At 62.6% G+C, this 22,354-nt stretch carries 24 protein-coding genes; 3 read left to right on the top strand and 21 right to left on the bottom strand.

Features of this window, described 5'->3' with window-relative positions; genetic code table 11:
- The first annotated feature begins 32 nt into the window (after nt 1–32).
- Entirely contained in the window at nt 33–473 is a 441-nt protein-coding gene (locus tag GVK32_RS20825) for a PTS sugar transporter subunit IIA (RefSeq protein ID WP_159872116.1), read from the top strand.
- A 62-nt stretch (nt 474–535) separates the two neighbouring features.
- On the top strand, nt 536–1,777 hold the full coding sequence (locus tag GVK32_RS20820) for a polysaccharide deacetylase family protein (protein WP_159872114.1): 1,242 nt from the start codon (nt 536–538) through the stop codon (nt 1,775–1,777).
- 42 nt (nt 1,778–1,819) lie between these two features.
- On the opposite strand, the gene panD is transcribed toward GVK32_RS20820, so the two are convergent.
- The 9 genes from panD to thpR form a co-directional block, all read right to left on the bottom strand.
- Nucleotides 1,820–2,200, bottom strand: a complete 381-nt coding sequence (gene panD, locus GVK32_RS20815; RefSeq protein ID WP_041144088.1) for an aspartate 1-decarboxylase — start codon at nt 2,198–2,200, stop codon at nt 1,820–1,822.
- A gap of 149 nt (nt 2,201–2,349) precedes the next feature.
- Nucleotides 2,350–3,204: a pantoate--beta-alanine ligase gene (panC, locus tag GVK32_RS20810; protein WP_159872112.1), complete on the bottom strand. Its 855-nt coding sequence runs from the start codon at nt 3,202–3,204 to the stop codon at nt 2,350–2,352.
- 11 nt (nt 3,205–3,215) lie between these two features.
- Nucleotides 3,216–4,007 (bottom strand): 3-methyl-2-oxobutanoate hydroxymethyltransferase, encoded by a 792-nt coding sequence (gene panB / locus GVK32_RS20805; protein ID WP_159872110.1) that lies wholly within the window; start codon nt 4,005–4,007, stop codon nt 3,216–3,218.
- Between the two features lie 117 nt (nt 4,008–4,124).
- Nucleotides 4,125–4,604: a 2-amino-4-hydroxy-6-hydroxymethyldihydropteridine diphosphokinase gene (folK, locus tag GVK32_RS20800; RefSeq protein WP_159872108.1), complete on the bottom strand. Its 480-nt coding sequence runs from the start codon at nt 4,602–4,604 to the stop codon at nt 4,125–4,127.
- Nucleotides 4,601–5,995, bottom strand: a complete 1,395-nt coding sequence (gene pcnB / locus GVK32_RS20795; RefSeq protein ID WP_071844888.1) for a polynucleotide adenylyltransferase PcnB — start codon at nt 5,993–5,995, stop codon at nt 4,601–4,603. Before pcnB ends, folK begins: the two co-directional genes overlap by 4 nt.
- Nucleotides 5,996–6,174: 179 nt before the next feature.
- Entirely contained in the window at nt 6,175–7,056 is an 882-nt protein-coding gene (gluQRS, locus tag GVK32_RS20790; RefSeq protein WP_159872106.1) for a tRNA glutamyl-Q(34) synthetase GluQRS, read from the bottom strand.
- Nucleotides 7,057–7,114: 58 nt separating this feature from the next.
- Complete coding sequence (dksA, locus tag GVK32_RS20785; RefSeq protein WP_007373199.1) at nt 7,115–7,570, bottom strand: RNA polymerase-binding protein DksA; 456 nt, start codon at nt 7,568–7,570, stop codon at nt 7,115–7,117.
- 152 nt (nt 7,571–7,722) lie between these two features.
- Nucleotides 7,723–8,451 (bottom strand): DNA/RNA nuclease SfsA, encoded by a 729-nt coding sequence (sfsA, locus tag GVK32_RS20780; RefSeq protein ID WP_041144094.1) that lies wholly within the window; start codon nt 8,449–8,451, stop codon nt 7,723–7,725.
- Nucleotides 8,451–8,987, bottom strand: coding sequence for an RNA 2',3'-cyclic phosphodiesterase (thpR, locus tag GVK32_RS20775; RefSeq protein WP_045859802.1), 537 nt, complete (start codon nt 8,985–8,987; stop codon nt 8,451–8,453). Before thpR ends, sfsA begins: the two co-directional genes overlap by 1 nt.
- Nucleotides 8,988–9,114: 127 nt before the next feature.
- Between thpR and hrpB the strand changes: the two genes are divergently transcribed.
- The gene (gene hrpB, locus GVK32_RS20770) at nt 9,115–11,559 is read left to right on the top strand and encodes an ATP-dependent helicase HrpB (RefSeq protein ID WP_159872104.1); all 2,445 of its coding nucleotides are present in this window, start codon (nt 9,115–9,117) and stop codon (nt 11,557–11,559) included.
- A gap of 7 nt (nt 11,560–11,566) precedes the next feature.
- Here the strand turns inward: hrpB and GVK32_RS20765 are convergent, their stop codons facing one another.
- The 12 genes from GVK32_RS20765 to pulD are packed head-to-tail and all read right to left on the bottom strand — an operon-like array spanning nt 11,567 to nt 22,321.
- Nucleotides 11,567–12,367, bottom strand: a complete 801-nt coding sequence (locus GVK32_RS20765) for an A24 family peptidase (RefSeq protein ID WP_159872102.1) — start codon at nt 12,365–12,367, stop codon at nt 11,567–11,569.
- Nucleotides 12,364–13,119 carry a type II secretion system protein N gene (locus tag GVK32_RS20760; protein WP_159872100.1) on the bottom strand — a complete coding sequence of 252 codons (756 nt, stop codon included), beginning with the start codon at nt 13,117–13,119 and terminating at the stop codon, nt 12,364–12,366. Before GVK32_RS20760 ends, GVK32_RS20765 begins: the two co-directional genes overlap by 4 nt.
- Nucleotides 13,109–13,600, bottom strand: a complete 492-nt coding sequence (gspM, locus tag GVK32_RS20755) for a type II secretion system protein GspM (protein WP_159872098.1) — start codon at nt 13,598–13,600, stop codon at nt 13,109–13,111. The genes GVK32_RS20760 and gspM overlap by 11 nt, the downstream gene beginning before the upstream one ends.
- Complete coding sequence (gene gspL, locus GVK32_RS20750; RefSeq protein ID WP_159872096.1) at nt 13,593–14,789, bottom strand: type II secretion system protein GspL; 1,197 nt, start codon at nt 14,787–14,789, stop codon at nt 13,593–13,595. The genes gspM and gspL overlap by 8 nt, the downstream gene beginning before the upstream one ends.
- Nucleotides 14,782–15,762, bottom strand: coding sequence for a type II secretion system minor pseudopilin GspK (gene gspK, locus GVK32_RS20745; protein ID WP_159872094.1), 981 nt, complete (start codon nt 15,760–15,762; stop codon nt 14,782–14,784). Before gspK ends, gspL begins: the two co-directional genes overlap by 8 nt.
- Nucleotides 15,759–16,343 (bottom strand): type II secretion system minor pseudopilin GspJ, encoded by a 585-nt coding sequence (gspJ, locus tag GVK32_RS20740; RefSeq protein WP_159872130.1) that lies wholly within the window; start codon nt 16,341–16,343, stop codon nt 15,759–15,761. Before gspJ ends, gspK begins: the two co-directional genes overlap by 4 nt.
- A gap of 11 nt (nt 16,344–16,354) precedes the next feature.
- On the bottom strand, nt 16,355–16,720 hold the full coding sequence (gene gspI, locus GVK32_RS20735; protein ID WP_159872092.1) for a type II secretion system minor pseudopilin GspI: 366 nt from the start codon (nt 16,718–16,720) through the stop codon (nt 16,355–16,357).
- Nucleotides 16,717–17,235, bottom strand: coding sequence for a type II secretion system minor pseudopilin GspH (gspH, locus tag GVK32_RS20730; protein WP_159872090.1), 519 nt, complete (start codon nt 17,233–17,235; stop codon nt 16,717–16,719). The genes gspI and gspH overlap by 4 nt, the downstream gene beginning before the upstream one ends.
- Entirely contained in the window at nt 17,235–17,657 is a 423-nt protein-coding gene (gspG, locus tag GVK32_RS20725; RefSeq protein WP_159872088.1) for a type II secretion system major pseudopilin GspG, read from the bottom strand. The genes gspH and gspG overlap by 1 nt, the downstream gene beginning before the upstream one ends.
- Before the next feature lie 20 nt (nt 17,658–17,677).
- The gene (gene gspF, locus GVK32_RS20720) at nt 17,678–18,889 is read right to left on the bottom strand and encodes a type II secretion system inner membrane protein GspF (RefSeq protein WP_159872086.1); all 1,212 of its coding nucleotides are present in this window, start codon (nt 18,887–18,889) and stop codon (nt 17,678–17,680) included.
- A 1-nt stretch (nt 18,890) separates the two neighbouring features.
- Nucleotides 18,891–20,384 (bottom strand): type II secretion system ATPase GspE, encoded by a 1,494-nt coding sequence (gspE, locus tag GVK32_RS20715; protein WP_159872084.1) that lies wholly within the window; start codon nt 20,382–20,384, stop codon nt 18,891–18,893.
- On the bottom strand, nt 20,381–22,321 hold the full coding sequence (pulD, locus tag GVK32_RS20710) for a GspD family T2SS secretin variant PulD (RefSeq protein WP_041147521.1): 1,941 nt from the start codon (nt 22,319–22,321) through the stop codon (nt 20,381–20,383). The genes gspE and pulD overlap by 4 nt, the downstream gene beginning before the upstream one ends.
- Nucleotides 22,322–22,354: the final 33 nt, after the last annotated feature.

Raw genomic sequence — 22,354 nt, 5'->3', positions numbered from 1 at the left:
GTTAAATTAGCCTCCTGCTAAGGAGGTAGGCGATGTTAGGTTGGGTAATTACTTGTCATGACGAGAAGGCGCAGGAGCTGCTGGACCGTCTGGAAAAAAAATATGGACCGCTGGCGCAGTGCCGGGCGGTGAACTACTGGCGCAATCTCAGCAGCAATATGCTGAGCCGGATGATGTGCGAGGCGCTGCACGCGGTCGACAGCGGCGATGGCGCGATCTTTCTGACCGATGAAAGCGGCGCGGCGCCGTATCGGGTCGCGGCGCTAATGAGCCATAAGCACACCCACTGCGAAGTGATCTCCGGAATCGACTATTCATTGTTAGAGCGAATGTATCCTCTGCGCGAGAGCCTGAGCAGCGAAGCGTTTCGCGAGGCGATAGTCAGCGCCGGAGGCCCGACGGTCAGCAGCCTTTGGCACCAGCAGCAAAAAAATCCGCCTTTTCGCCTGCTGCATGAAGCGTTCGGGAATTAGGCGTTGGTATTGATGCCGCTTTTGTTACAATGGCGGCAGTTTTTTCTAGCGGTTAGACCTCGATGTTTGCCCGAATCTTTGCTCTGCTCCTTCTGCTGACGTCGCTCAGCGCCTCTGCCAACCTGTTAAGCCAACAGGGCGTGCCTGCGCGCTATATGCAAACCACTGAAGACGCGGTTATCTGGGCGCAGATAGGCAATGAGGTGGTCAGCGTCGGCAATATCCGCGCCGGGCAAATAATTGCCGTCGTGCCGACCGCCGCCGACTATTATGAGTTCAGCTTCGGCTTTGGTACCGGTTTTATCGATAAAGGCCACCTGCAGCCAGTGCAGGGCAAGCAGCGGGTGGAGGACAGCCTCGGCGATTTGCATAAGCCGCTGAGCAATCAAAATCTGCTTACCTGGAAAGATACCCCGGTCTACGACGCCCCCTCCAGCGGCAGCGCGCCGTTCGGCACGCTGGCGGATAACTTACGCTATCCGATAATCAGTAAGCTGAAAGACCGGCTGAATCAGACCTGGTTTCAAATTCGCATCGGTAATCGCCTGGCGTGGGTGAGTAGCCTCGACGCCCAGCAGGATAACGGCATTCCTATCCTGACCTATCACCATATCCTGCGTGATGAGGAGAACACCCGCTTTCGCCATACCTCGACCACCACCTCCGTACGCGCCTTCAGCAACCAGATGACCTGGCTGCGCGACCAGGGTTACACCACCCTGAACATGTATCAGCTGGAAGGCTACGTGCGCAATAAGATCAACTTGCCGGCGCGCTCGGTAGCGATCACCTTTGATGACGGCCTGAAGTCGGTCAACCGCTACGCCTGGCCTATCCTCAAGCAGTATGGCTTTCACGCCACGGCGTTTATTATCTCCTCGCGCATTAAGCACCATCCGCAGAAATGGGCGCCTAAGTCGCTGCAGTTTATGAGTATTTCTGAGCTGAAGCAGATTCAGGACGTCTTTGACGTGCAGTCGCATACCCACTTTCTGCACCGGGTTGACGGCGGGCATCAACCGATCCTGCTGAGCCGCAGCTACCACAACATCCTGTTTGATTTTGAGCACTCGCGCCGCGCCTTGACGCAGTTTAATCCGCATGTGCTCTATCTCTCCTATCCGTTTGGCGGCTATAACGCCACGGCGGTGAAGGCCGCGAACGACGCCGGTTTTCATATGGCGGTGACCACGGTGAGAGGGAAGGTGATGCCGGGGGATAATCCGTTCTTATTGAAGCGCCTCTATATTCTGCGTACGGATTCGCTGGAGACGATGTCGCGGCTGATCAGCAACCAGCCGTAGGGGTAGCTCGACGCCCGTTCTGAGCAGGGCGTCGCAGGGCTATCAGGCAACCTGAACCGGAATGGCTTTGGCCTGGCGCTTCATCTCGTTGTCACCTTCAAAGTAGGCGACCTTTGGCCGCCAGCTGCGGGCTTCTTCATCGCTCATGGTGACGAAGCTGGCGATGATCAGAATATCGCCGACGCTGGCGCAGTGCGCCGCCGCGCCGTTAACGGAAATGATTCTGGAACCGCGCTCGGCGGCAATGGCGTAGGTGGAGAAGCGGTTACCGTTGGTCACGTTCCAGAGATGAATCGCCTCATTTTCGAGGATCCCGGACGCATCAAGGAAATCCTGGTCAATGGCGCAGGAGCCTTCATAGTGCAGATCGGCCTGGGTGACTTTTACGCGGTGGAGTTTGCCCTGCAGCATATTACGAATCATAGTGTCTACCTTTATTCCCGTCATACTTCAAGCGGCATACAGACTGGCTGCACTCGAACTATTGCGGGTATCTACCTGACGAAAACGAAGCGGATGTCGCATCCGCTTGAGCAAATGCCGGGCAGTATTGCCCGGTTTTTAACCTTTGTCTACTGGGCGAGCTCGACGATTTTGTTGTCGATAAGACGCGCCTGGCCGAGCCATGCAGCCATCAGGATCACCGCCCGCTGGCTGGTCTCCGTGAGCTCCAGCAGCGTATCGGCATCGCGGATCTGAATATCGTCAGAGCGGAAGCCCTTTTCGTCCAGCTCCTGCCCGGCAAGGGTAATCATTTCATCCAGATTACGATCGCCGGCCGCCAGCTTTTCCGCCACGCTATTCAGCACTTTATACAAGCCTGGGGCGATTTTACGCTGGTCGGCGGTCAGGTAGCCGTTGCGCGAGCTGAGCGCCAGGCCATCTTTGGCGCGGATAATCGGTACGCCGATAATCTCGATATCGTAGCCCATGTCGGCAACCATCTTGCGGATCAGCGCCAGCTGCTGGAAGTCCTTCTCGCCAAAGCAGGCGACGTCCGGCTGCACCAGGTTGAACAGCTTGCTGACGATGGTGGAGACGCCGCGGAAGTGGCCCGGACGGCTGGCCCCTTCAAGCATGGTCGACAGGCCGGGAACGTCGACGTAGGTCTGGCCTTCGGTACCGTGCGGATAGATCTCCGCCGGAGCCGGTGCGAATACGAAGTCCACTTTGCGTTTATTCAGCTTCTCGCAATCGTCCTGCAGCGTGCGCGGGTAGCGCGTCAAATCGTCAGGGCGGTCGAACTGCATCGGGTTAACGAAAATGCTGACCACCACGACGTCAGCGCTGGCTTTCGCTTCATCAACCAGCTTCATATGGCCGTCATGCAGGTTGCCCATGGTGGGAACCAGCGCAATGCGCTTACCTTCCTGACGTAAACGGCGGATATGCTGACGCAGCAGCGGCAGGGATTCAATAATCAGCACAACAAGACTCCTTAATGGAAACTGTGTTCTTCGCCCGGATAGACGCCGGACTCCACTTCGGCAATATACTGCCGTACCGCCGCGCGCATGTCGCCTGCTGCGGTGAGGAAATTTTTAGCGAATTTAGGAATATGGCCGCCGGTGATGCCGAAGGCGTCGTGCATCACGAGGATTTGCCCGTCGGTGACGTTGCCGGCGCCAATGCCGATCACCGGGATGGTCAACGCGTCGGTCACGCGCTGGGCCAGCGCCACCGGCACGCACTCCAGCACCAGCAGCTGCGCGCCTGCGGCTTCGAGCGCCAGCGCGTCGTCAAGCAGCGCCTGGGCCGCGTCGCCGCGTCCCTGGACCTTATAGCCGCCAAAAACGTTAACCGACTGCGGCGTCAGGCCAAGATGGCCGCAAACCGGCACCGCCCGCTCTGCCAGCATTTTTACGGTCTCTGCCAGCCACGCGCCGCCTTCAATCTTGACCATGTTCGCTCCCGCGCGCATTACCACGGCGGCACTGGCGAAGGTCTGTTCCGGCGTGGCGTAGGCCATAAACGGCAGGTCGGCGAGCAGCAGGCAGGAGGGAGCGCCGCGGCGTACCGCCTGGGTGTGGTAGGCAATGTCTTCAACCGTCACCGGCAGCGTGGAGTCGTGGCCCTGTACCGTCATGCCCAGAGAGTCGCCAACCAGCATCACGTTGATGCCCTCATCGGCAAACAGCTTTGCGAAGCTATAGTCGTAGGCGGTGATGGTGGCGAAGCGCTTCTTCTCCTGTTTGCATTTCTGCAGCAGGGCGATAGTGGTCGGTTTCATAACGTTTCCTGATGATGAAAGTCATATTAACCGGCATTCTAACAGCAGCACTGGAGGGGGCAACGGTTTTAGGCAACCGATAACCACGATCGCCGTAATTGATAAAGGCAGCGGGGACTACCAGAGAACGGGTTTATCGGCAGCGAGTTGATTCAGCACGCTACGTAACGCGACGCCGTCAGGAAAATGGAGCTCGGGGGCAATCTCAAACAGCGGCCACAGCATAAAGCCGCGGTTTTTCATATCGTAATGTGGCACCGTCAGGCGTTCGCTGTCGATGACCTGCTCGCCAAACAGCATGATATCGAGATCGAGCGTGCGCGGACCCCAGCGTTCGGCCTTGCGTTCGCGGCCCTGCTGCAGCTCGATGCGCTGGGTATTATCCAGCAGCGCTTCTGCGGCAAGCCCGGTCTCCAGCGCGACGGCGGCGTTAAGGTAGTCAGGCTGATCCTGCGGTCCCAACGGCGGCGTACGGTAGAAAGAGGAGACGGCGACGATCCGGCTGTTGGGGATCTCCGCCAGCGCGGCAACGGCAGCATTAACCTGCTCCAGAGGAGCGGCCAGATTGCTGCCGAGGGCGATAAAGGCGAGCGTCATGCGCCGCCCGGGCGCGGGGCGCGTTTGCGTGGACGACGATGACGGCGGCGCGGCGCCGGCTCTTCATCGAGCTCGTTAAGCATATCTTTTTGATCCGGCGGCGGAGCAACCTGGAACTCGCCCCACCATTTGGTCAGGCGCAGCAGCTCACCATTTTTTTCAGCACCGGCGCGCAGCTCAAGCAGATCGTACGCGGCGCGGAATTTCGGATGCTCCATCAGCTTCCACGCACGTTTGCCCTGGCGGCGGGACATCCGCAGCTGCAGCTGCCAGATATCGCGAACCAGCGTAGTGATGCGCTTTGGAATAGCCAGCGTACGGCAGGCTTCGTCCAGCACGTCGTTCATCGCCAGCAGGAAGGCGTCGTTGTACGCCAGACCGCTCTCCTGGGTAATTTTCTGCGCCATTTCCAGCAGCGGATACCAGAACATCACCGCAAACAGGAACGCCGGGTTAACGCGCATATCGTTATGGATGCGGTTATCGGTGTTCTTCAGTACCTGGGTGATGATGTGCTCCATCGGGCTATCGCCGCGCTCGGTAAAGTAGCGGGTGATGGTCGGGAACAGCGGCTGGAACAGATTGTATTCGCGCAGCAGCATATAGGTATCAAAACCGTAGCCCGCCTGCAGCAGCTTGAGCACTTCTTCAAACAGGCGCGCCGGAGGCACGTCGTGCAGCAGCGCCGCCAGGCGTGGGATCGGCTCGGCGCTTTCGGCACTGATGCTCATATTGAGCTTGGCGGCAAAACGCACCGCGCGCAGCATGCGCACCGGATCTTCACGGTAGCGGGTTTCCGGATCGCCAATCAGGCGGATAACGCCATCCTGCATATCCTTCATGCCGCCAACGTAATCGCGGACGGTAAAGTCGGCAACGCTGTAGTAAAGGCTGTTAATGGTGAAGTCGCGGCGCTGGGCGTCTTCTTCGATGGAGCCGAAGATGTTGTCGCGCAGCAGCATGCCGTTCTGGCCGAGCTGCGAGGTGACGCGATCGGTGGTATGCCCTTCGTGGTGACCACGGAAGGTGGCGACTTCGATAATCTCCGGCCCGAACATGACGTGAGCCAGGCGGAAACGGCGGCCGACCAGGCGGCAGTTGCGGAACAGTTTACGTACCTGATCCGGGGTTGCGCTGGTGGTGACGTCGAAATCTTTCGGCTTCTTGCCAAGCAGGAGGTCGCGTACGCCACCGCCAACGAGATAGGCTTCGTAGCCCGCCTTGTTCAGTCGATAGAGCACCTTGAGGGCATTATCACTGATATCTTTGCGGGAAATTGCATGCTGTTCACGCGGGATAACCGTCATATGCGTTTGTTCGACGGCGGCTTCTGCCTCGCGCTCCTCACGGCTTAGCACCTTACGGCAAAAATTAGCGACTCGGGTAAAAATGTTGCACCTCGTAGTGTCAGACTGACTTCAGGACCAAAAAGCTACTCTATGGACTTCAGATTGCAGCGCGGCGACAGGCTTGCGGGCTCCCGGTGGCATAGAAAGCTATGTAACCTGGGCGGACAAATGCGACTATCGCAGCGGCAACGTGTAAGGCGACGAGTAAAAATTGCGGCTAATCATAGCTCAGCGGGAGCCATTTGAGAATGCTGGATTTTTTCGGGTTTCCAGTTCGCTACCGCCTGCTTGAGTAAATCATCGATACTCAACGCTCGCCATTCCTGCTCAACGTCCTGATTAAGAAACATTAGCGCCCGTATAATTTCCGGGCGCGGATCGCCTTCCGGCAGCGCCGGGGCGTGATTTTGTTTGGAGAGTTTATTCCCCTTGGCGTTCAGCGCCAGCGGCAGATGCAGGTAATCCGGCGCCTGCCAGCCAAAGTGCTGGTAGAGCGAAATCTGCCGCACCGTAGGCTCAATAAGATCGGCGCCGCGGACTATCTCACTCACGCCCTGGAAACGATCGTCCACTACCACCGCAAGATTATAGGCGAACAGGCCGTCGCGGCGGTGGATAATAAAATCTTCGCGCGCCAGCGGCTCGTCGGCAATCAGGGTTCCGCGCAGCTGGTCATAAAACTCAAGCACCGGTCGCGTCTGGCGTATGCGCAGCGCGGCGTCCTGTGCCGGCAGCCGCAGATCGCGGCAGTGGCCGTCATAGATGCCGCCGACGGCGTGAATACGCGCGCGGGTGCAGGTGCAGTAATAGCACAGCCCCTGCTCATGCAGCCAGGCAAGGTGCTCCCGGTAGGCTTCGTGGCGCTGCGACTGCCACAGCACGTCGCCATCCCAGTGCAGCCCGTAGCGCTCGAGCTGGCGCAGAATGGTATCGGCGGCGCCGGGAACTTCCCGCGGCGGGTCGATATCCTCAATGCGTACGTGCCAGATGCCGTTTTTTGCCCGCGCCTGGAGATAGCTGCCGAGTGCGGCAATCAGGGAGCCGAAATGGAGTTCGCCGGAGGGTGAGGGGGCAAAGCGGCCTGTATAGCGTGAGTCATTCATGGTCTATAGAGCATGTAGGCGGGAGAAACTCCCGCCGGAGATACGATAGCGAAGTGGATTAGCCAGCCATCTGTTTTTCGCGAATTTCCGCCAGAGTTTTGCAATCGATGCACAGATCTGCGGTCGGACGCGCTTCCAGACGGCGAATGCCGATCTCAACGCCACAGGATTCACAAAAGCCGAAATCTTCGTCTTCGACTTTCTTCAGTGTTTTCTCGATCTTTTTGATGAGTTTACGTTCGCGATCGCGGTTACGCAGCTCCAGGCTGAACTCCTCTTCCTGAGCGGCACGGTCTACCGGGTCCGGGAAGTTAGCAGCTTCATCCTGCATGTGTGTTACGGTGCGATCCACTTCATCCCTGAGTTGATTACGCCATGCTTCAAGAATACGCTTGAAGTGCGCTAGCTGGGCTTCGTTCATATACTCTTCGCCCGGCTTCTCTTGGTACGGCTCCACCCCAGCGATGGCGAGAATACTCAGGGACGATGTTTTACGGTTTTGCCCTTCTTGCATGTTGCTTCTCCTTAACACGCACTATCGATCCCCATGGTGGGGGAAAAATCAGGCCGCTATAAATAGCAGATGCTTTTCCGGATAGCAATTATCTAAACGTTACACTTGACAACCCTGTGAAGAAAAGCGTATTTGCGCTCGCGACCCGGACACTATTTAGCCGTTTGTTTACCGGGAGTTAACACCACGGTAATCGGCTTATTCAGAGTCATCATCTCGGTAGAAAGTTCCGCTTTATATGCGAGAATTTCAACCCCCTTGGTTTGCGCTTCAATCAATAGCTGTGCGTATCTGGCATCAATGTGGTGAGCGGGAGAGAAACGGTCGATCGCCGAATGCAGCACGGCGAACAAAATCACGGCCCGATCGCCGGCTGCCGCCACGCCCATCAGCTCCCGCAGGTGCTTCTGGCCGCGCTCGGTGACTGCATCGGGGAAATAACCGCTCTCTTTCTCCGCTAACGTAACCGATTTCACTTCAATATAGCAGTTTTGTCGTTCTTCTGCCTGTAACATAATATCGATGCGGCTATTCTCTCCGCCATATTTCACTTCACTTTTCAGCGTGTTATAGCCAGAAAGCTCGCTAATATTACCCGCCAGTATCGCCTCTTTTGCCAGCGTGTTGGCGCGTAAAGTATTTACGCAAATCGTCGCGCCCTGCTGGGTTTCGGTTAATTCCCAGGTATGGGCATACTTGCGCTTCAGGTTATCGGAGGTTGAATACCAGACGGTATCGCCGGGAGTCGCGCAGCCGGTCATCGCTCCGGTGTTCGGGCAGTGCAGGGTCAGCTCGCGTCCGTCGGGGGTCACCACGTCGGCCAGAAATCGTTTGTAACGTTTAATCAGAACGGCGGACCGTAGCGGTGGGGTGAACAGCATCAGCTCTCCTCGTTGAAGGGGTAACGTTCCAGCGCAGTATAGCGGGTACGTCCGCGGGCAAAGCTGGATTCATAAAGTACAAATTCGCGCACCGCAAACGTCCAGCTGAAGCCGGGCGGCGGGATGGGTACCGCGCTGCGGGCATCGCGCAGCAGGGTGATATGCGGATGGAACGGCTGCGGGCTTTGATAGCAGCCGCTGCGGGCCGCCTGCGCGCGCAACATACCGGCCAGCTGCAGCACGCCGCGCGGCGGCTGGCGTGTACCGAGCCACACCACCCGCGAACGCAGCCACTGTCCGGCATCGTCAAGGGTCAGCGTAAAGCCGGGCTGGCGAATGCGTCCCGCCTGTGCCGCCAGCGCGCGCTGCTTATCCGCGCTGACCTCACCAAGAAACGCCAGCGTCAGGTGCAGATTGGCTTTTGCTACCGGCCTGCCGGCGTCATCCGGGAAGCTCAGGGCGCGCCAGTCGACGATCCGCTGCTGCACCTCTTCAGGCAGTTCAAGGGCGAAAAACAGCCTTTTCGGCTCGGACATGATAAATACCCGGTAATCATTTCAGTGCGATGAATTTCAACCTGCAGTGGATCTGCAACGCGAAAGACGACAAGTCAGGCGTGATGCTACAATGCCTGCCCTTGAATGTTAAGCCCTGGAGCCTTTCGTGTCCTCATTGCCGGTTGCCGCCGTCCTCCCCGAACTTCTCTGTGCTCTGCAGCAGGCGCCGCAGGTGCTGCTCAATGCGCCAACCGGTGCCGGTAAATCGACCTGGCTGCCGCTGCAAATCCTCGCGGCGGGCCAGATCGACGGGCGCATTATTCTGCTGGAACCTCGCCGGCTGGCGGCGCGCAACGTGGCGCAGCGGCTGGCCGAACTGCTGGGCGAGAAGCCGGGCGATACCGTGGGCTACCGGATGCGTGCGGACACCTGCGTCGGGCCAAATACCCGAATCGAAGTGGTCACCGAGGGGATCCTGACGCGCACGCTCCAGCACGATCCCGAGCTGGCGGGCGTGGGTCTGGTGATCCTCGATGAGTTCCACGAGCGCAGCCTGCAGGCGGATCTGGCCCTCGCCCTGCTGCTCGACGTGCAGCAGGGCCTGCGCGACGATCTCAAGCTGCTGATTATGTCGGCGACGCTGGATAGCGATCGCCTGCAGCGGATGCTGCCACAGGCGCCGGTGATTACCTCCGCCGGCCGGGCCTTCCCGGTGGAGAAACGCTATCAGGCGCTCGCCGCGCACCAGCGCTTTGATGAGGCGGTGGCGCTAGCCGCCGCCGAGCTGCTGCGCCAGGAGAGCGGGTCGATGCTGCTGTTTCTCCCCGGCGTCGGCGAAATTCAGCGGGTGCAGCAGCAGCTGGCCGAGCGGGTGGCTGACGATGTGGCTATCTGTCCTCTGTACGGGGCGCTGCCGCTGAGCGAGCAGCGAAAGGCGATTCTGCCGGCGGTGAAGGGGACGCGCAAGGTGGTGCTGGCGACCAATATTGCCGAAACCAGCCTGACCATTGAGGGGATTCGGCTGGTGGTGGATAGCGCCCAGGAGCGGGTTGCCCGCTTTGACGCCCGCACCGGCTTAACCCGCCTGATAACCCAGCGCATCAGCCAGGCCTCTATGACCCAGCGCGCCGGCCGCGCCGGGCGTCTGGAGCCTGGAATTTGCCTGCACCTGATCGCGAAAGAGCAGGCGGAGCGCGCGGCGGCGCAAAGCGACCCCGAGATCCTGCAAAGCGATCTGTCGTCGCTGCTGCTGGAGCTGCTGCAGTGGGGATGCCAGGATCCCGCCGAACTCCGCTGGCTGGATCTGCCGCCGGAGGCCAGCCTGGCAGCGGCCCGGCGTCTGCTGACGGCGCTCTCCGCGCTGGAGGGCGGCAGGCTGTCGGCGCGCGGGCGGAAAATGGCCGCGCTGGGTAACGATCCGCGCCTTGCGGCAATGCTGATTGCGGCGGACTCTCCCGATGCGGCGGCAACGGCGGCTAAGCTGGCGGCGATCCTCGAAGAGCCGCCGCGCGGCGCTAATAGCGATCTTGGATCGGCGTTTGCCCGCCAGCAGCCCGGCTGGCAGCAGCGGGCGCAGCAACTGCTGAAGCGCCTCGGCGGCCGCGTGGGCTATCCCGACGCCCAGCGCGTGGCGGCGCTGCTGGCGCCGGCCTTTGCCGACCGGATCGCCCGCCGACGCGGCCAGGAGGGGCGCTACCAGCTGGCCAACGGCATGGGGGCGATGCTTAACGCCGATGACGCGCTTGGACGCCATGAGTGGCTGATTGCGCCTCTGCTGCTGCAGGGGAGCTCGTCGCCGGATGCGCGTATTTTACTTGCGCAGCCGCTGGATATTACCGCGCTGCTGGAGCAGCTGCCGGATCTGGCGCAGCGCTCCGATACCGTGGAGTGGGATGAGGCCCAGGGAACGCTGAAGGCCTGGCGGCGCACCTGTATCGGCCAGCTGGTGATCAAAACTCAGCCGCTGGCAAAGCCGTCGGAAGAGGAGCTGCACCGGGCGATGCTCAACGGCATTCGCGAGAAGGGCCTCAGCGTGTTGAACTGGACGGCGGAGGCGGAGCAGCTCCGTCTGCGCCTGCACTGCGCGGTGCAGTGGCTGCCGGAGGAGGCGTGGCCGGCAGTGGATGAGGCCTCACTGCTGGCAACGCTGGAGGCGTGGCTGCTGCCGCAAATGAGCGGGGTGCACTCGCTGCGCGCGCTCCGGGCGCTGGATATTCGCCTGGCGCTGCAAAACTGGCTGCCTTGGCCGCTGCGCCAGAAGCTCGATAGCGAGCTGCCAACCCACTACGTCGTGCCGACCGGCAGCCGGATCGCCATTCGCTACCACGAGGAAAACCCGCCGGCGCTGGCGGTGCGTATGCAGGAGATGTTTGGCGAAGCGACGACCCCGACCATTGCTCAGGGCCGCATGGCGCTGGTGCTGGAGCTGCTGTCGCCCGCTCAGCGCCCGCTGCAGATCACCCGCGATCTCAGCGCGTTCTGGCAGGGGGCCTATCGGGAAGTGCAAAAAGAGATGAAGGGACGCTACCCCAAACACGTCTGGCCGGACGATCCGGCAAACGCCGCGGCGACCCGGCGCACCAAAAAGTATGCGCCCCCGGGATCGCGCTGAGGCCGGGCTACCACGCCTGGGTCCACAAAAACAGGCCGCCGCCGGCCAGCGCCAGCCAGGGACCGAAGGCCAGCGGCCGATCCAGCGGCTGGTGGGTCAGCCGCCGCAGCAGCAGGGTGCAGATAAGCCCGCTGGCCGAGGCCAGCAGCAGCGTATGCGGCAGCGCCTGCCAGCCGGACCACGCGCCGAGTGCCGCCAGCAGTTTAAAATCGCCGTATCCCAGCGCCTCCTTGCCGGTTAGCAGCCGAAAGACCCAGTACACCGCCCAGAGCGACAGGTAGCCTGCCATCGCGCCGATCACCGCCTCCGTCAGCGGCACAAACGTCGCATTGAGATTAAACAGCAGCCCGGCCCACAGCAGCGGTAGCGTCAGGCAATCGGGGAGCAGCTGCGTCCTGGCGTCGATGAGCGCCAGCACCAGCAGGGTGGAGAGCAGCCCCAGCCCGCCCAGCAGCGCGAAACCCGGAGTCAGCAGATACCCGGCGAGCACAAACAGCAGCCCGCAGAATAGCTCGGTCAGCGGATAGCGGCGTGAAATCGGCCGCGCGCAGCAGCGGGAGCGTCCCTTCAGCAGCAGGAAGCTGAACAACGGGACGTTATCCCGCCAGGCAACGGGCTGCCGGCACTGCGGGCAGAACGACGGCGGAAAGCTCAGGCTAAGCCGCTCCTGGCCCTCCTCGGCCATTAACATCAGCGGCAGCCGGTAGATTACGACGTTAAAAAAGCTGCCGAAGCACAGACCGAAAATAAACAAAAAACCGCCCCATATCAGGGGGAACTGCAGTGAAAATGCGGCAAGTAGCGTCATGGTTTCTCCGGTGGTGACCATTTTCCCTGCAGCTGCCAGGGCGTGCGTCCATGCTCATCCTGGCGGCCGCTCTGGGCGATAAGCGCCGCGAGCAGCGTCGGCGTTGACTGCCGGCTTTGTAGCGTTCCGCGAAACGCGTAGCCGCCGTCAGGCGCGAGGGTGCCCTGTCCGCTCAGGCTCAACTGATGCGAGTCCTGGCTGATGTTCAGCGCCAGCGCGCCCGCGGGCGTGCAGCTGAATTTGCCGCTGACGCTGGCCAGCGTCAGGGTTCCGACGGGGGAGCTCAGCGTTGCATCCTGCCAGCGCGCGCGGCCCTCGGATATCTGCCGGCAGCCGGCGTGGCTGAAGCGCGCCTCGGCGATCTCCAGCGTAATCATGCCTTCGGCGTCAACCGACCCGGCCTGCGCCAGTCCGCGGCCGGCAACGCCGGCGGGGACGATAAGGCGGCCATCGCGCAGCGTCAGCGCGCTCACTCCCTGCAGCCAGACCTGGCCGCGCAGCCCGCTGGGATCGCTGAACGAAATATGCCAGCCCGGAAGCGCGCCGGAGAAAGCCAGCCGCCAGCGCAGGTGGGCGAGGCTGGCTCCGCGCCAGCCAATATCTCTGGCCTCGCCCTGCCAGACGGTGCCTGTAAGTTCGCCGACGCCGATCCCGGCCGGCAGCGCGGCGGTCAGCAGCCTGGCGGGGGCTGTGAGCAGCATCCACAGCAGCCAGGCGCCGAGCAGCAGTCCGACGGCGGATTTACTTCTCATGCCGACGCTCGAGGATCAGAGTATTCACCGTCACCCAGCCGGGACGCTGGGGGTGCGCGGTGACGGCCAGAGAGGCGGCGTGAATGCCCTGCCGGCCCAGGGCGTCGAGCCATGACATCAGGGCCTGAAAGGTACAGGCCTCGAGGGTGACGTTGACCCGCATCCCCTGCGGCTGCAGCCGGACAATCGCCAGCGCCTGGCGGGCCGCCTCGCGCATGATAACCGCCGAGGGCTCTTCGTCGGTGGCCGCAGGGCCCGGCCGCTGGCGGCTTAGCTGCTGCAGGAGCGGAGCCTGCTGCTGCATCCAGCGCAGGCTGGCCTGCTCTTTGGCGAGGGTTTGCCGCCACTGCTGCTCGCGGTCAAGCCACGGCTGCCAGAAGGCGTAGTACGCGATACCGACAAACAGCGCGAGGGCCATCGCCACCAGCAGGCGCTGCTCCCGCTGCGAGCGCTGCTGCCATAAAATACGCAGGCTATGCATCGTTTTCCTCCAGGGATAGACGCCCCTCAATGCCGTCCACGCGCGGCTTCATTTCGCCGGTTCGCACGCGAAAATGGGGCTGCGCCCGCAGCCGGAACTGCTCCAGCGCCCGGGGCGATACCGCCGAGACGTCGAGCTGCAGGGCGTTGCGCGCGCCGTCATAGGCCAGGGCCCGCAGGCGAATCCCCGGGGTCTCGGCGACGATCTTTTGCACCAGGCTGATGGTGACGACCGACGGCGGATGCGCCGCCGTCTGCGCAAGCTGGCGCAGATGCTGCTGCATCTGCAGCCGCGGGTTAATCACCCGGGTCTCCGTTTTAAACCACTGATGATAAAACGCCCGGCTGGCCTGCTGAGCCGCGGCTGCCTGCTGGCTCAGCGCCAGATGGTCGAGCGCGCCATTGACTCCCCACAGCAGCACCAGCGCGGCGGCAGCGGCCATCGCCGGACGCCAGCGCAGCCCGGCGGGCTGCCAGCGGCGCTTCGGCGCAAACTCTCCCTGGCGTAGGCAGATGCGCTGTGCCGCCGGATTCGCCGCCGCCAGTTGGAGTAAATCCTGCGCCGCCAGCGCGCGCCACGGCGCCGGGATCGCCAGGGGCGGCGAGTAGCTGTCGATCGGCGGCTGCTCCTCGCCGGGGGAGAGCAGCTCGGCCAGCCAGTCGGCTTCCGCCGCCATCCCTCCCCAGGCCTGATGGCGAATCAGCCACTGTTCGCCGACCTGCAGCGCGCTCCAGCGGCCCGGAGTGAAGGGGAGAGCCAGCGCATCCGGCGTCAGGGCGAGGATCTCGAGCCCCAGCTCGTCGCAGCGGGCAAGCCACGCGCGCATTTTTTGCCGTTGCAGGATGGCGACGTGACAGAGATTTTTCTGCCGGTGGATCAGCGCAAAATGAACCTCCTCGACGTCGGTTGCCAGCTGCTCCTCGAGCAGGAAGGGCAGGATCTGCTGCGGGCGCTGGCGCAGGCCGGCGGGCAGCATCACGCTGTGAAAAGCGCAGTCGCTGGCTGGAACCAATACCCAGGCGGGATAGCGCGCCGCCAGCTCGCGCAGCGTCGGGTCATCGTCGCCGGCGGAGCATTCGCCGGCTCTCTCCGGCTGCCCGGGCGAGAGCAGGCGCCAGGCGATCGGTCGTTCAGGGGCGCCGAGGCGCAAAATGAGCGCCGCGCGCGGCGGCGTTTTATCGTTATTCATCGGCCACTCTGTAAAGTCCATAACGTCGCTGGATAACGCGGAAGCTGCGCCCTTCGCGCTGCAGGAGGCTGCGCTGCTGATAGCGAGCGCTACCCATGACCACGGTGAACGAGGCGACGAAGCGTTCACTATGGACCGTCAGCCAGGGACGCACGGCGGTGGTGTCGGCGTCCTGCAGCGCCTGCTGGGCTAAAAACGCGGCGACGCTGTTCCAGCCGCTTGCCGGACGGGCGCTCAGCAGCTGGCGCGCCTGCTGAATGCTGAGATCTGCGGGAAACAGCGCCGTCAGCAGGGCGGCCTGCGCCGGCTTCAGGGTGTTGATATTGATCTGCAGGGCGTCGTTCGGCTGGGCGCAGACGTAGGGCAGCAGGCGCTGGTACAGCGCCGCGTCCATCCCGGCGAGCAGGCGCAGCTCGCTGAGATCCTGGATATTTTGGTTGCCGGTCAGGTAGCCCGGCGACTGCGCCATATAGACCTCGTCTTCCGCGCCGTTAAGCAGCGGCTGGCTATCCGCATCGATCCAGTCGCGCAGGGCGGCGGTGATCTGCAGGGCGCGCAGCGGCTCCGCGCCGAGCTTCTCCAGCAGGCGGGTAAAGGCGCGCGCCGCGGCGGGGACCGCTTCGCTTTCATCGGCGGTGGTGCGGTTGACGGCATTCAGATTGAAGCAGGCCAGATCGTCGGTAATGGTGGCATAAATCTCGCCGCCATCGACGGTGAAACGGCGTCCCTGCTGGGCCCAGTTTTGTGCCAGATGGGTCTGGTTAGGCGAATCAAGCGCGTCGCGCTGCAGCAGCGCGGCGACCATCGTCTCCGCGCCCAGCGCGTACCATTTGGCCTGCAGGTTATCGAGGGTAGTGGCCGTCTGCTGGTACATCCGCGCCGTTCTTTCGGTGATGGCACTCGCCAGCACCATCATCAGCGCGAGGATCAGCAGTACCATCAGCAGCGCGACGCCGCGCTGTCGGCCGTTCATGGCTGGTCTCCGGGGGCAACTAAAAACAGGCGCGTGACGTCGCCGTAGCCCTTCAGCGTTAAGGTGACTTCAAGCGCCTGCGGCAGATTTTGTGCGGATTCCCAGCGATCCTGCCAGCCGCCGTTGGCGTAAAAGCGCAGGCGGAACGCCGCGACGTCGCGCTGCAGGACCCAGGTTGTCGGCCGGCTGCCGGTGAGCGGGTCCTGCTGGTCATAGCTCAGGCGCTCCAGCCGCTGCTGGCGCAGGCGGTAGCTGACGTTCTGGATCTCTGAGCGCGGCAAAATGCCCATCGGGTTTGGCCAGCCGCTGCGGCTAAAGGCTATCGCCCAGTCGTCGCTGCTCAGTTGGAAGCGCCCGGCGGAGAAGGGAGCGTCGTCGTTGCGGCCGCGGCGGGGGACTATCTGGTTGAAGTCAGCGGCCATCTGGCTAAAGGTCTGCTGCAGCGCGCGGATCTGCTGCGCTTTTTCTTTGGTGAGCGTATCCGCGCGAATGACGTTTTGCAGCACGCTGACCGCCGCCACGCTCAGCGCGGCAAGGATCGCCAGCGCCAGCAGCATTTCAACGAGGGTAAAGCCGCGCATGGTGCCGTTGTTCATAGCCGGGTCACCCAGGTGCGCAGCGAGGAGACCGGAGCCTTGTCGCTTTTATCATGGCGGACCTCGACGTCCAGCGCCCGCAGCTGTGGGAGCTCGGTTTCGACGCCCTGCCAGCGGATGTGCCAGCTTCCGCCTGCCGCCTGGACCGTCGTTTCCGAGGGGCTCAGCGCCGGCCAGCGGTTTTCCAGCTTCAGTTGGATCAGCTGATTGTCGGCAAGCCACCCGGCGAGGGTTTTCTCCTCCATGCGCCCGAGGTGGTGGGTCTGCTGCAGCGTGGCCTGCATCACGGATAGCCCGGCGAGGGCGAAGACCACCAGCGCGACCATGACTTCGATCAGCGTCATTCCGGACTGTGATTTCATGGGCTCTCCTCCCGCTGTGTGGGCTGCACGCCGCCGCGGGCGTCAACCTCCAGCGCCAGATCGCGGCCGATGTGCAGCTGAAAGGGGGTCACTTCCCCGCCGGGGAACAGCAGAACGTCAGGCAGTTCGCCCGGCGTCCAGGCGGCGCCATCGGGGAAGCTCAGCGCCAGCGGTTCCGGGGCGGCGCTGCCCGAGGTGGCGACGCGAGCGATCTGCAGCGGCTGCCAACGGGAGCCCTCCTCGCCGTCGTCCGCTTCGCCAGCGTTGCCGCTCTCGTCAGGGGTCAGCAGCCGCATAAACTGCCAGCGGTCGGGGTGAATCGAGATACCGTAGAACTGGCCGGTCTGCAGCCCGCGGTCGCGGACAAAGCTCAGCTGCGCCTCGAAGCGCTCGAGGGTCTTCGCCGGGTCGTTCTCGCGCGATGGCGGAAACGCCAGCATCACCATGCCCGCGCTAACGCCCATCAGCAGCAAAATGAGCATCATCTCCAGTAACGTGAAGCCGCGCTGCTGCACTATTTTTTCCCGATATTCCAGTTGCCGAGATCGTCGTTGGTGTCCGGCATGCCGTCCGGCCCGACGCTAAACACATCGACCTGGCCGTGCTGGCCGGGGCTGAGCAGCTGATAGTCATTGCCCCACGGGTCCTGCGGCAGGCGGCGGATATAGCCGCCTTCCGGATAGTTACGCGCCTGCGGCTCGGCGCCAGGACGGCTGACCAGCGCCGCGAGCCCCTGCTCGGTGTTGGGGTAGCGGCTGTTATCCAGCTTGTACATATCCAGCGCGCCCTCCAGCGCCACCAGATCGCTGACCACCTTTTGCCGGTCCGCTTTTTCTTTATTGCCCATCAGGTTAGGGACCACCAGGCTGGCAAGAATGCCGAGAATGACAATCACCACCATAATTTCCAGTAAGGTGAATCCACGCTGTCGTTGCATTTTTTTCTCCATTATTACAATCACATACTCATAAGGGTGTTGAGCTGCAGGATCGGCTGCAGAATGGCCAGCACGATAAACAGCACCATGCCGGCCATCGCCACCACCAGCAGCGGCTCAAACAGGCTGAGCGCCATCTGAATTTGCGCGCTCAGCTCACGGTCCTGGTTATCGGCGGCGCGCTCGAGCATGCCGTTGAGCTCGCCGCTCTGTTCGCCGCTGGCAACCATGTAGCGCATCATCGGCGGGAAGAGGGCGGTGGCTTCGAGGGCGCGGTGCAGGCTGATCCCTTCGCGCACCGACTCGGCGGCGGTTTCCAGCTGGCGGCGCGCCCAGGTATTGCTTAACACCTCCGCGCTGATGCGCATCGACGGCAGCAGCGGGACGGCGCTGGCGTTCAGAATGCTGAGGGTGCGGGCGTAGCGGGCGCTGTTGATGCTGCGGGCCACCCGGCCAATCAGCGGCAGGCGCAGCAGCTGTCTATGCCAGATGAGCCGCCGCGCGGGCTGGCGCAGGGCGTAATGCAGCAGCAGCCCGCCCGCCAGCAGCGCCAGCAGTAGCCAGGGGCCGGCGCTTCTGACGATATCGCTCATGGTCATCAGCAGGCGGGTGGAGAACGGCAGAGCCTGCTTGAGATGAATAAACTGATCGACGACCTTCGGCACCACCGTGGAGAGCAGAATAGCGATCACGCTGATGGCGACCAGCGTCAGCACGATAGGGTAGATCATGGCCTGCAGCAGGCGGGCGCGAAGCTGCTGGCGCTGTTCGGTATAGTCCGCCAGCCGGTTAAGTACGCCGGCAAGGTGTCCGGAGGTTTCGCCCGCGGCGACCATCGCGCAGTAGAGCCGGTCGAAGCAGGCCGGATAGCCGCGCATGGCCTCCGCCAGGGTATGACCTTCCAGCACCTTGCCGCGCACGCCGGCCATCAGGGTTTTCAGGTGCGCTTTTTCGCACTGCTGCGCCACCGCATCCAGCGCTTTTTCCAGCGGGATCGCGGCAGCCACCAGCGTCGCCAGCTGGCGGGTGAGGAGGGCGAGGTCGCCGGCGCCGGTGCGCCGCGTCAGCAGCGAATGCCCGCCGCGCGCGGGGCCTTCAGCGGCGTCGATCTCAACGGGCAGCCAGCCCTTTTCCCGCAGCAGCTGGCGGGCGTGGCGGGCGGAGTCCGCCTGCTGTACGCCGCGCTGCGTCCTGCCGCGCTCGTCCAGCGCACGGTAGCGAAAAATAGCCATCTTACTCCCCCTGCGCCCTGTGCTGCTCGGTCACCCTGACCACCTCTTCCCAGCTGGTGATGCCGCTCAGCACCTTCTCCAGCCCGGCGCGGCGGAGGGTGATATAGTCCGCCCCCAGCCGCTGGGCCAGCGTTAATTCGTTTTCCCCGCGGTGGATTGCCATCCGCACCCGATCGTCAACCCGCAGCAGCTCGTGGATCCCGGTACGCCCGCGATAGCCGCTGAAGCCGCACTCCGCGCAGCCCTCGGCGTGCCACAGGGTAGTACCGGGCAGGACGCCCATCAGCGTCGCCGTTTCCTCATCCGCCTGCCCTGGACGACGGCAGTGCGGGCAGAGCCTGCGCACCAGGCGCTGCGACAGTACCGCCAGCAGCGAGGTTGACAGCAGAAAAGGCTCCACGCCCATATCCTGCAGGCGCGAGATCGCCCCCAGCGCGCTGTTGGTATGCAGCGTGGAGAGCACCAGGTGGCCGGTGAGGGAGGCCTGCACGGCAATTTGCGCCGTCTCGCCGTCGCGGATCTCACCCACCAGCACCACGTCAGGGTCCTGGCGTAAAATGGCGCGCAGCCCGCGGGCAAAGGTCATCTCCACCCTGGGGTTGACCTGCGTCTGGCCGATCCCTTCCAGCTCGTATTCGACGGGGTCTTCGATGGTCATAATATTGCGCTCGCGAGCGTCCAGCCGGCTGAGGGCGGCGTACAGGGTGGTGCTTTTGCCGGACCCGGTGGGGCCGGTGACCAGAATGATGCCGTGCGGGCGGGCCATCAGCTCATCGACCTGCTGCAGGAGCGCGGGCGGCATCCCGAGGGTCAGCAGGTCGAGGTTGACGCTGTTTTTATCCAGCAGGCGTAGCACCACGCGCTCGCCGTGGCCGGAGGGCAGCGTCGAGACGCGCACGTCAACGGCGCGCCCGCCGATGCGCAGCGCCATGCGGCCATCCTGCGGGATGCGCTTTTCCGCGATATCGAGGTTGGCCATCACCTTAATGCGCGAAATCAGCAGGGCCGCAAGCCGACGCTGCGGGCGGAGGATCTCCCGCAGCACGCCATCGACGCGAAAGCGGATCTGCAGGTGGCGCTCGTAGGTTTCGATATGAATATCCGAGGCCTGTTCTTTGATAGCCTCCGTCAGCATGGCGTTGATCAGGCGGATAATCGGCGCATCGTCCTCGCTATCCAGCAGATCGTCGGTGTCGGGCAGTTCGTCGGCGAGGGTGTATAAATCCAGCTCGTTGCCGATATCGGCCATCATGCGCCGGGCTTCCGCCGAATCGCGCTGGTAGCTCAGCACCAGCAGCTTCTCGAACTCGCCGGCGGCCAGCCGCTGGACCTCGATCGGCCCGTCCGCTACCCGGCGCGCCTCAAGCAGCGCCGCCGTTGGCGCCTCGGCGAGGCAGCGGACGGCGCAGGTCGCGCCGTTGCTCAGCAGGATAATGCCGTGGGCGCGGGCGTAGATGAAAGGCAGCAGCGGGCGGCTCTCCGCCAGCGGCGTCACGGCTGGCCTCCCAGGTTGAAGGCGTCGATAGCGGCACCGATCCGACGAAACGCGGCGGTATCCTGCTGGGGGTAGATATGCAGCAGGTCATCGTTCAGCGACGCTTCCGTGCCGTCCTTGCCGCGCTGTTTGGTTTGCGCGTCGTTAAAGGCGTTGTACTGACCCGAAGAGGCCTGCCGGTAGCCGTCGCGGTCGCGAATGATGGTCGGACGGATAAACAGCATCAGGTTGCGTTTGGAGACCTTTTTGCTGGTGGAGCGGAACAGGGCACCAATCACCGGGATATCGCCGAGCAGCGGCACCTTATCGGCGGAGTCGGTGACGCTTTTGTCCAGCAGCCCGCCCACGACGACGGTTTCGCCGCTGCCGACCAGCACCGCGTTGTTAACCGTGCGGGTATTGAAGGTGGCGCCTAAATCCGAGCTGGTGCTGGAGGCGGAGTCGGCGACGCTGGAGACCTCCTGCTCAATTTCCAGCAGCACCGAGTCCCCTTCGTTAATCTGCGGCTTGACCTTCAGCTTGATGCCGACGGTTTTGCGTTCGACGGTATTGAAGATGTTATCGCCGGAGGTGGTCTGCGAGCCGCTGAGCACCGGCACCTCCTGGCCGACGTTAAAGGTCGCCTCCATGTTGTCGAGGGTGACGATGCTCGGGGTGGCGAGAATATCGTTTTTGCTGCTACTGGAGAGGGCGGTAAGCAGCATCGCCCAGTTCCCCTGGTAGAACCCGGCGGCGATGCCGTTAAAGGAGCTCAGGGCGCTGGCGAGCGAGCTGGTGACCGTGCCGTCTTTGTTGTACTGGTTGGCGCCGGCAATGGCCGTTGAGATCGGCAGCCCGCTGTTGTTGAACTGGGTCATGCCGGCATTTTTATTGGCCCACTGCACGCCAAGATTGAGGCCGTCGGCGTCCTGAACCTCGGCGATAATTGCTTCAACCAGCACCTGCGGGCGGCGAATGTCCAGCTGCGCGATGACCCGCTCGAGGTCGTTCATGACGTCCGGGGCGGCGGTGACGATCAGCGCGTTGGTCTGGCCGTGGGCTTTGATAATGATGTTTTTATCCAGCGCCGCCACCGGCTTCGCGCTCTGTTTCTCGCTCTGCATGCTGCTGCTGATGCCGGTTAGCACCTCCACCAGGTCGGCGGCTTTGGCATACTTGAGATAGATAACCTTGGTGTTTCCCTGTACCGCCTGCTGGCGGTCGAGCTGGCGGATCATGGTGATGATGCGCTGGCGTGAGTTCGGTTCGCCGCTGACCAGCACCGAGTTGGTCCGCTCGTCGGCGACCACGTTCGCCACCATCGAGCCGGGGAGCGCGGATTTGCTGGTGTCCTTGTTCAGCTCATTCACCAGCTTAACCACGTCGGCGGCGGAGGCCCAGGAGAGCGGGACCGTCACCACGCTGCGATCGCCGGCGTTATCAACCCGCTCGACGATGGTCAGCAGGCGCTTAATCACCGCCGCGCGCCCGGTCATCAGCAGCACGTTGGACGGCTCGTAGTGCACCACGCTGCCGGCCCCGGCGTTGTCGTTGAGCTGGCGCAGCAGCGGTGCGAGATCGCGGGCGGCAACGTTGGTGAGCGGCACCACGCGGGTCACCACCTCATCGCCCACGCCCGGGGAGGCGTCGCTGGCGACCGGTACTGCCGCGGTTTTGGCATCTTTTGAACGCACCACCTTCAGCACGCCGTTATTCATATTGATAACCGCAAAACCGTAGACGTCCAGTACGCTGAGGAAGAACTGATAATATTGTTCTTCATTGAGCATATCGTAGCTGCGAACGGTAATTGTGCCGCGTACGCTGGGGTCGATAATGACCGTCTTATTGAGGTTTTTGCTGACGGTATTAATAAATTCCTGAATATCTGTGCCCTTGAAGCTGGCGGAGAATTCTTCCGCAGCGGCGGGTTTGAATAACAGCGCGCTGAATATCATCAGCAGCGTAAAAAGCAGGCGGAAAATTAGGGT

This window comes from Klebsiella sp. 18074 (assembly GCF_902705905.1).
In the GTDB taxonomy this organism is placed as follows: domain Bacteria; phylum Pseudomonadota; class Gammaproteobacteria; order Enterobacterales; family Enterobacteriaceae; genus Klebsiella; species Klebsiella terrigena.
Note: the sequence above shows the minus strand (reverse complement) of the source record. Positions and strands in the feature narration are given on the sequence as shown.

Excerpts from the sequence above, each read along its gene's own strand:
- GVK32_RS20825 (WP_159872116.1), top strand. The coding sequence starts at position 33 with ATGTTAGGTTGGGTAATTACTTGTCATGACGAGAAGGCGCAGGAGCTG.
- GVK32_RS20820 (WP_159872114.1), top strand. The coding sequence starts at position 536 with ATGTTTGCCCGAATCTTTGCTCTGCTCCTTCTGCTGACGTCGCTCAGC.
- panD (WP_041144088.1), bottom strand. The coding sequence starts at position 2,200 with ATGATTCGTAATATGCTGCAGGGCAAACTCCACCGCGTAAAAGTCACC.
- panB (WP_159872110.1), bottom strand. The coding sequence starts at position 4,007 with ATGAAACCGACCACTATCGCCCTGCTGCAGAAATGCAAACAGGAGAAG.
- folK (WP_159872108.1), bottom strand. The coding sequence starts at position 4,604 with ATGACGCTCGCCTTTATCGCCCTCGGCAGCAATCTGGCCGCTCCTCTG.
- gluQRS (WP_159872106.1), bottom strand. The coding sequence starts at position 7,056 with ATGAATGACTCACGCTATACAGGCCGCTTTGCCCCCTCACCCTCCGGC.
- dksA (WP_007373199.1), bottom strand. The coding sequence starts at position 7,570 with ATGCAAGAAGGGCAAAACCGTAAAACATCGTCCCTGAGTATTCTCGCC.
- sfsA (WP_041144094.1), bottom strand. The coding sequence starts at position 8,451 with ATGCTGTTCACCCCACCGCTACGGTCCGCCGTTCTGATTAAACGTTAC.
- thpR (WP_045859802.1), bottom strand. The coding sequence starts at position 8,987 with ATGTCCGAGCCGAAAAGGCTGTTTTTCGCCCTTGAACTGCCTGAAGAG.
- GVK32_RS20765 (WP_159872102.1), bottom strand. The coding sequence starts at position 12,367 with ATGACGCTACTTGCCGCATTTTCACTGCAGTTCCCCCTGATATGGGGC.
- GVK32_RS20760 (WP_159872100.1), bottom strand. The coding sequence starts at position 13,119 with ATGAGAAGTAAATCCGCCGTCGGACTGCTGCTCGGCGCCTGGCTGCTG.
- gspM (WP_159872098.1), bottom strand. The coding sequence starts at position 13,600 with ATGCATAGCCTGCGTATTTTATGGCAGCAGCGCTCGCAGCGGGAGCAG.
- gspL (WP_159872096.1), bottom strand. The coding sequence starts at position 14,789 with ATGAATAACGATAAAACGCCGCCGCGCGCGGCGCTCATTTTGCGCCTC.
- gspK (WP_159872094.1), bottom strand. The coding sequence starts at position 15,762 with ATGAACGGCCGACAGCGCGGCGTCGCGCTGCTGATGGTACTGCTGATC.
- gspJ (WP_159872130.1), bottom strand. The coding sequence starts at position 16,343 with ATGCGCGGCTTTACCCTCGTTGAAATGCTGCTGGCGCTGGCGATCCTT.
- gspI (WP_159872092.1), bottom strand. The coding sequence starts at position 16,720 with ATGAAATCACAGTCCGGAATGACGCTGATCGAAGTCATGGTCGCGCTG.
- gspG (WP_159872088.1), bottom strand. The coding sequence starts at position 17,657 with ATGCAACGACAGCGTGGATTCACCTTACTGGAAATTATGGTGGTGATT.
- gspF (WP_159872086.1), bottom strand. The coding sequence starts at position 18,889 with ATGGCTATTTTTCGCTACCGTGCGCTGGACGAGCGCGGCAGGACGCAG.
- pulD (WP_041147521.1), bottom strand. The coding sequence starts at position 22,321 with ATGATATTCAGCGCGCTGTTATTCAAACCCGCCGCTGCGGAAGAATTC.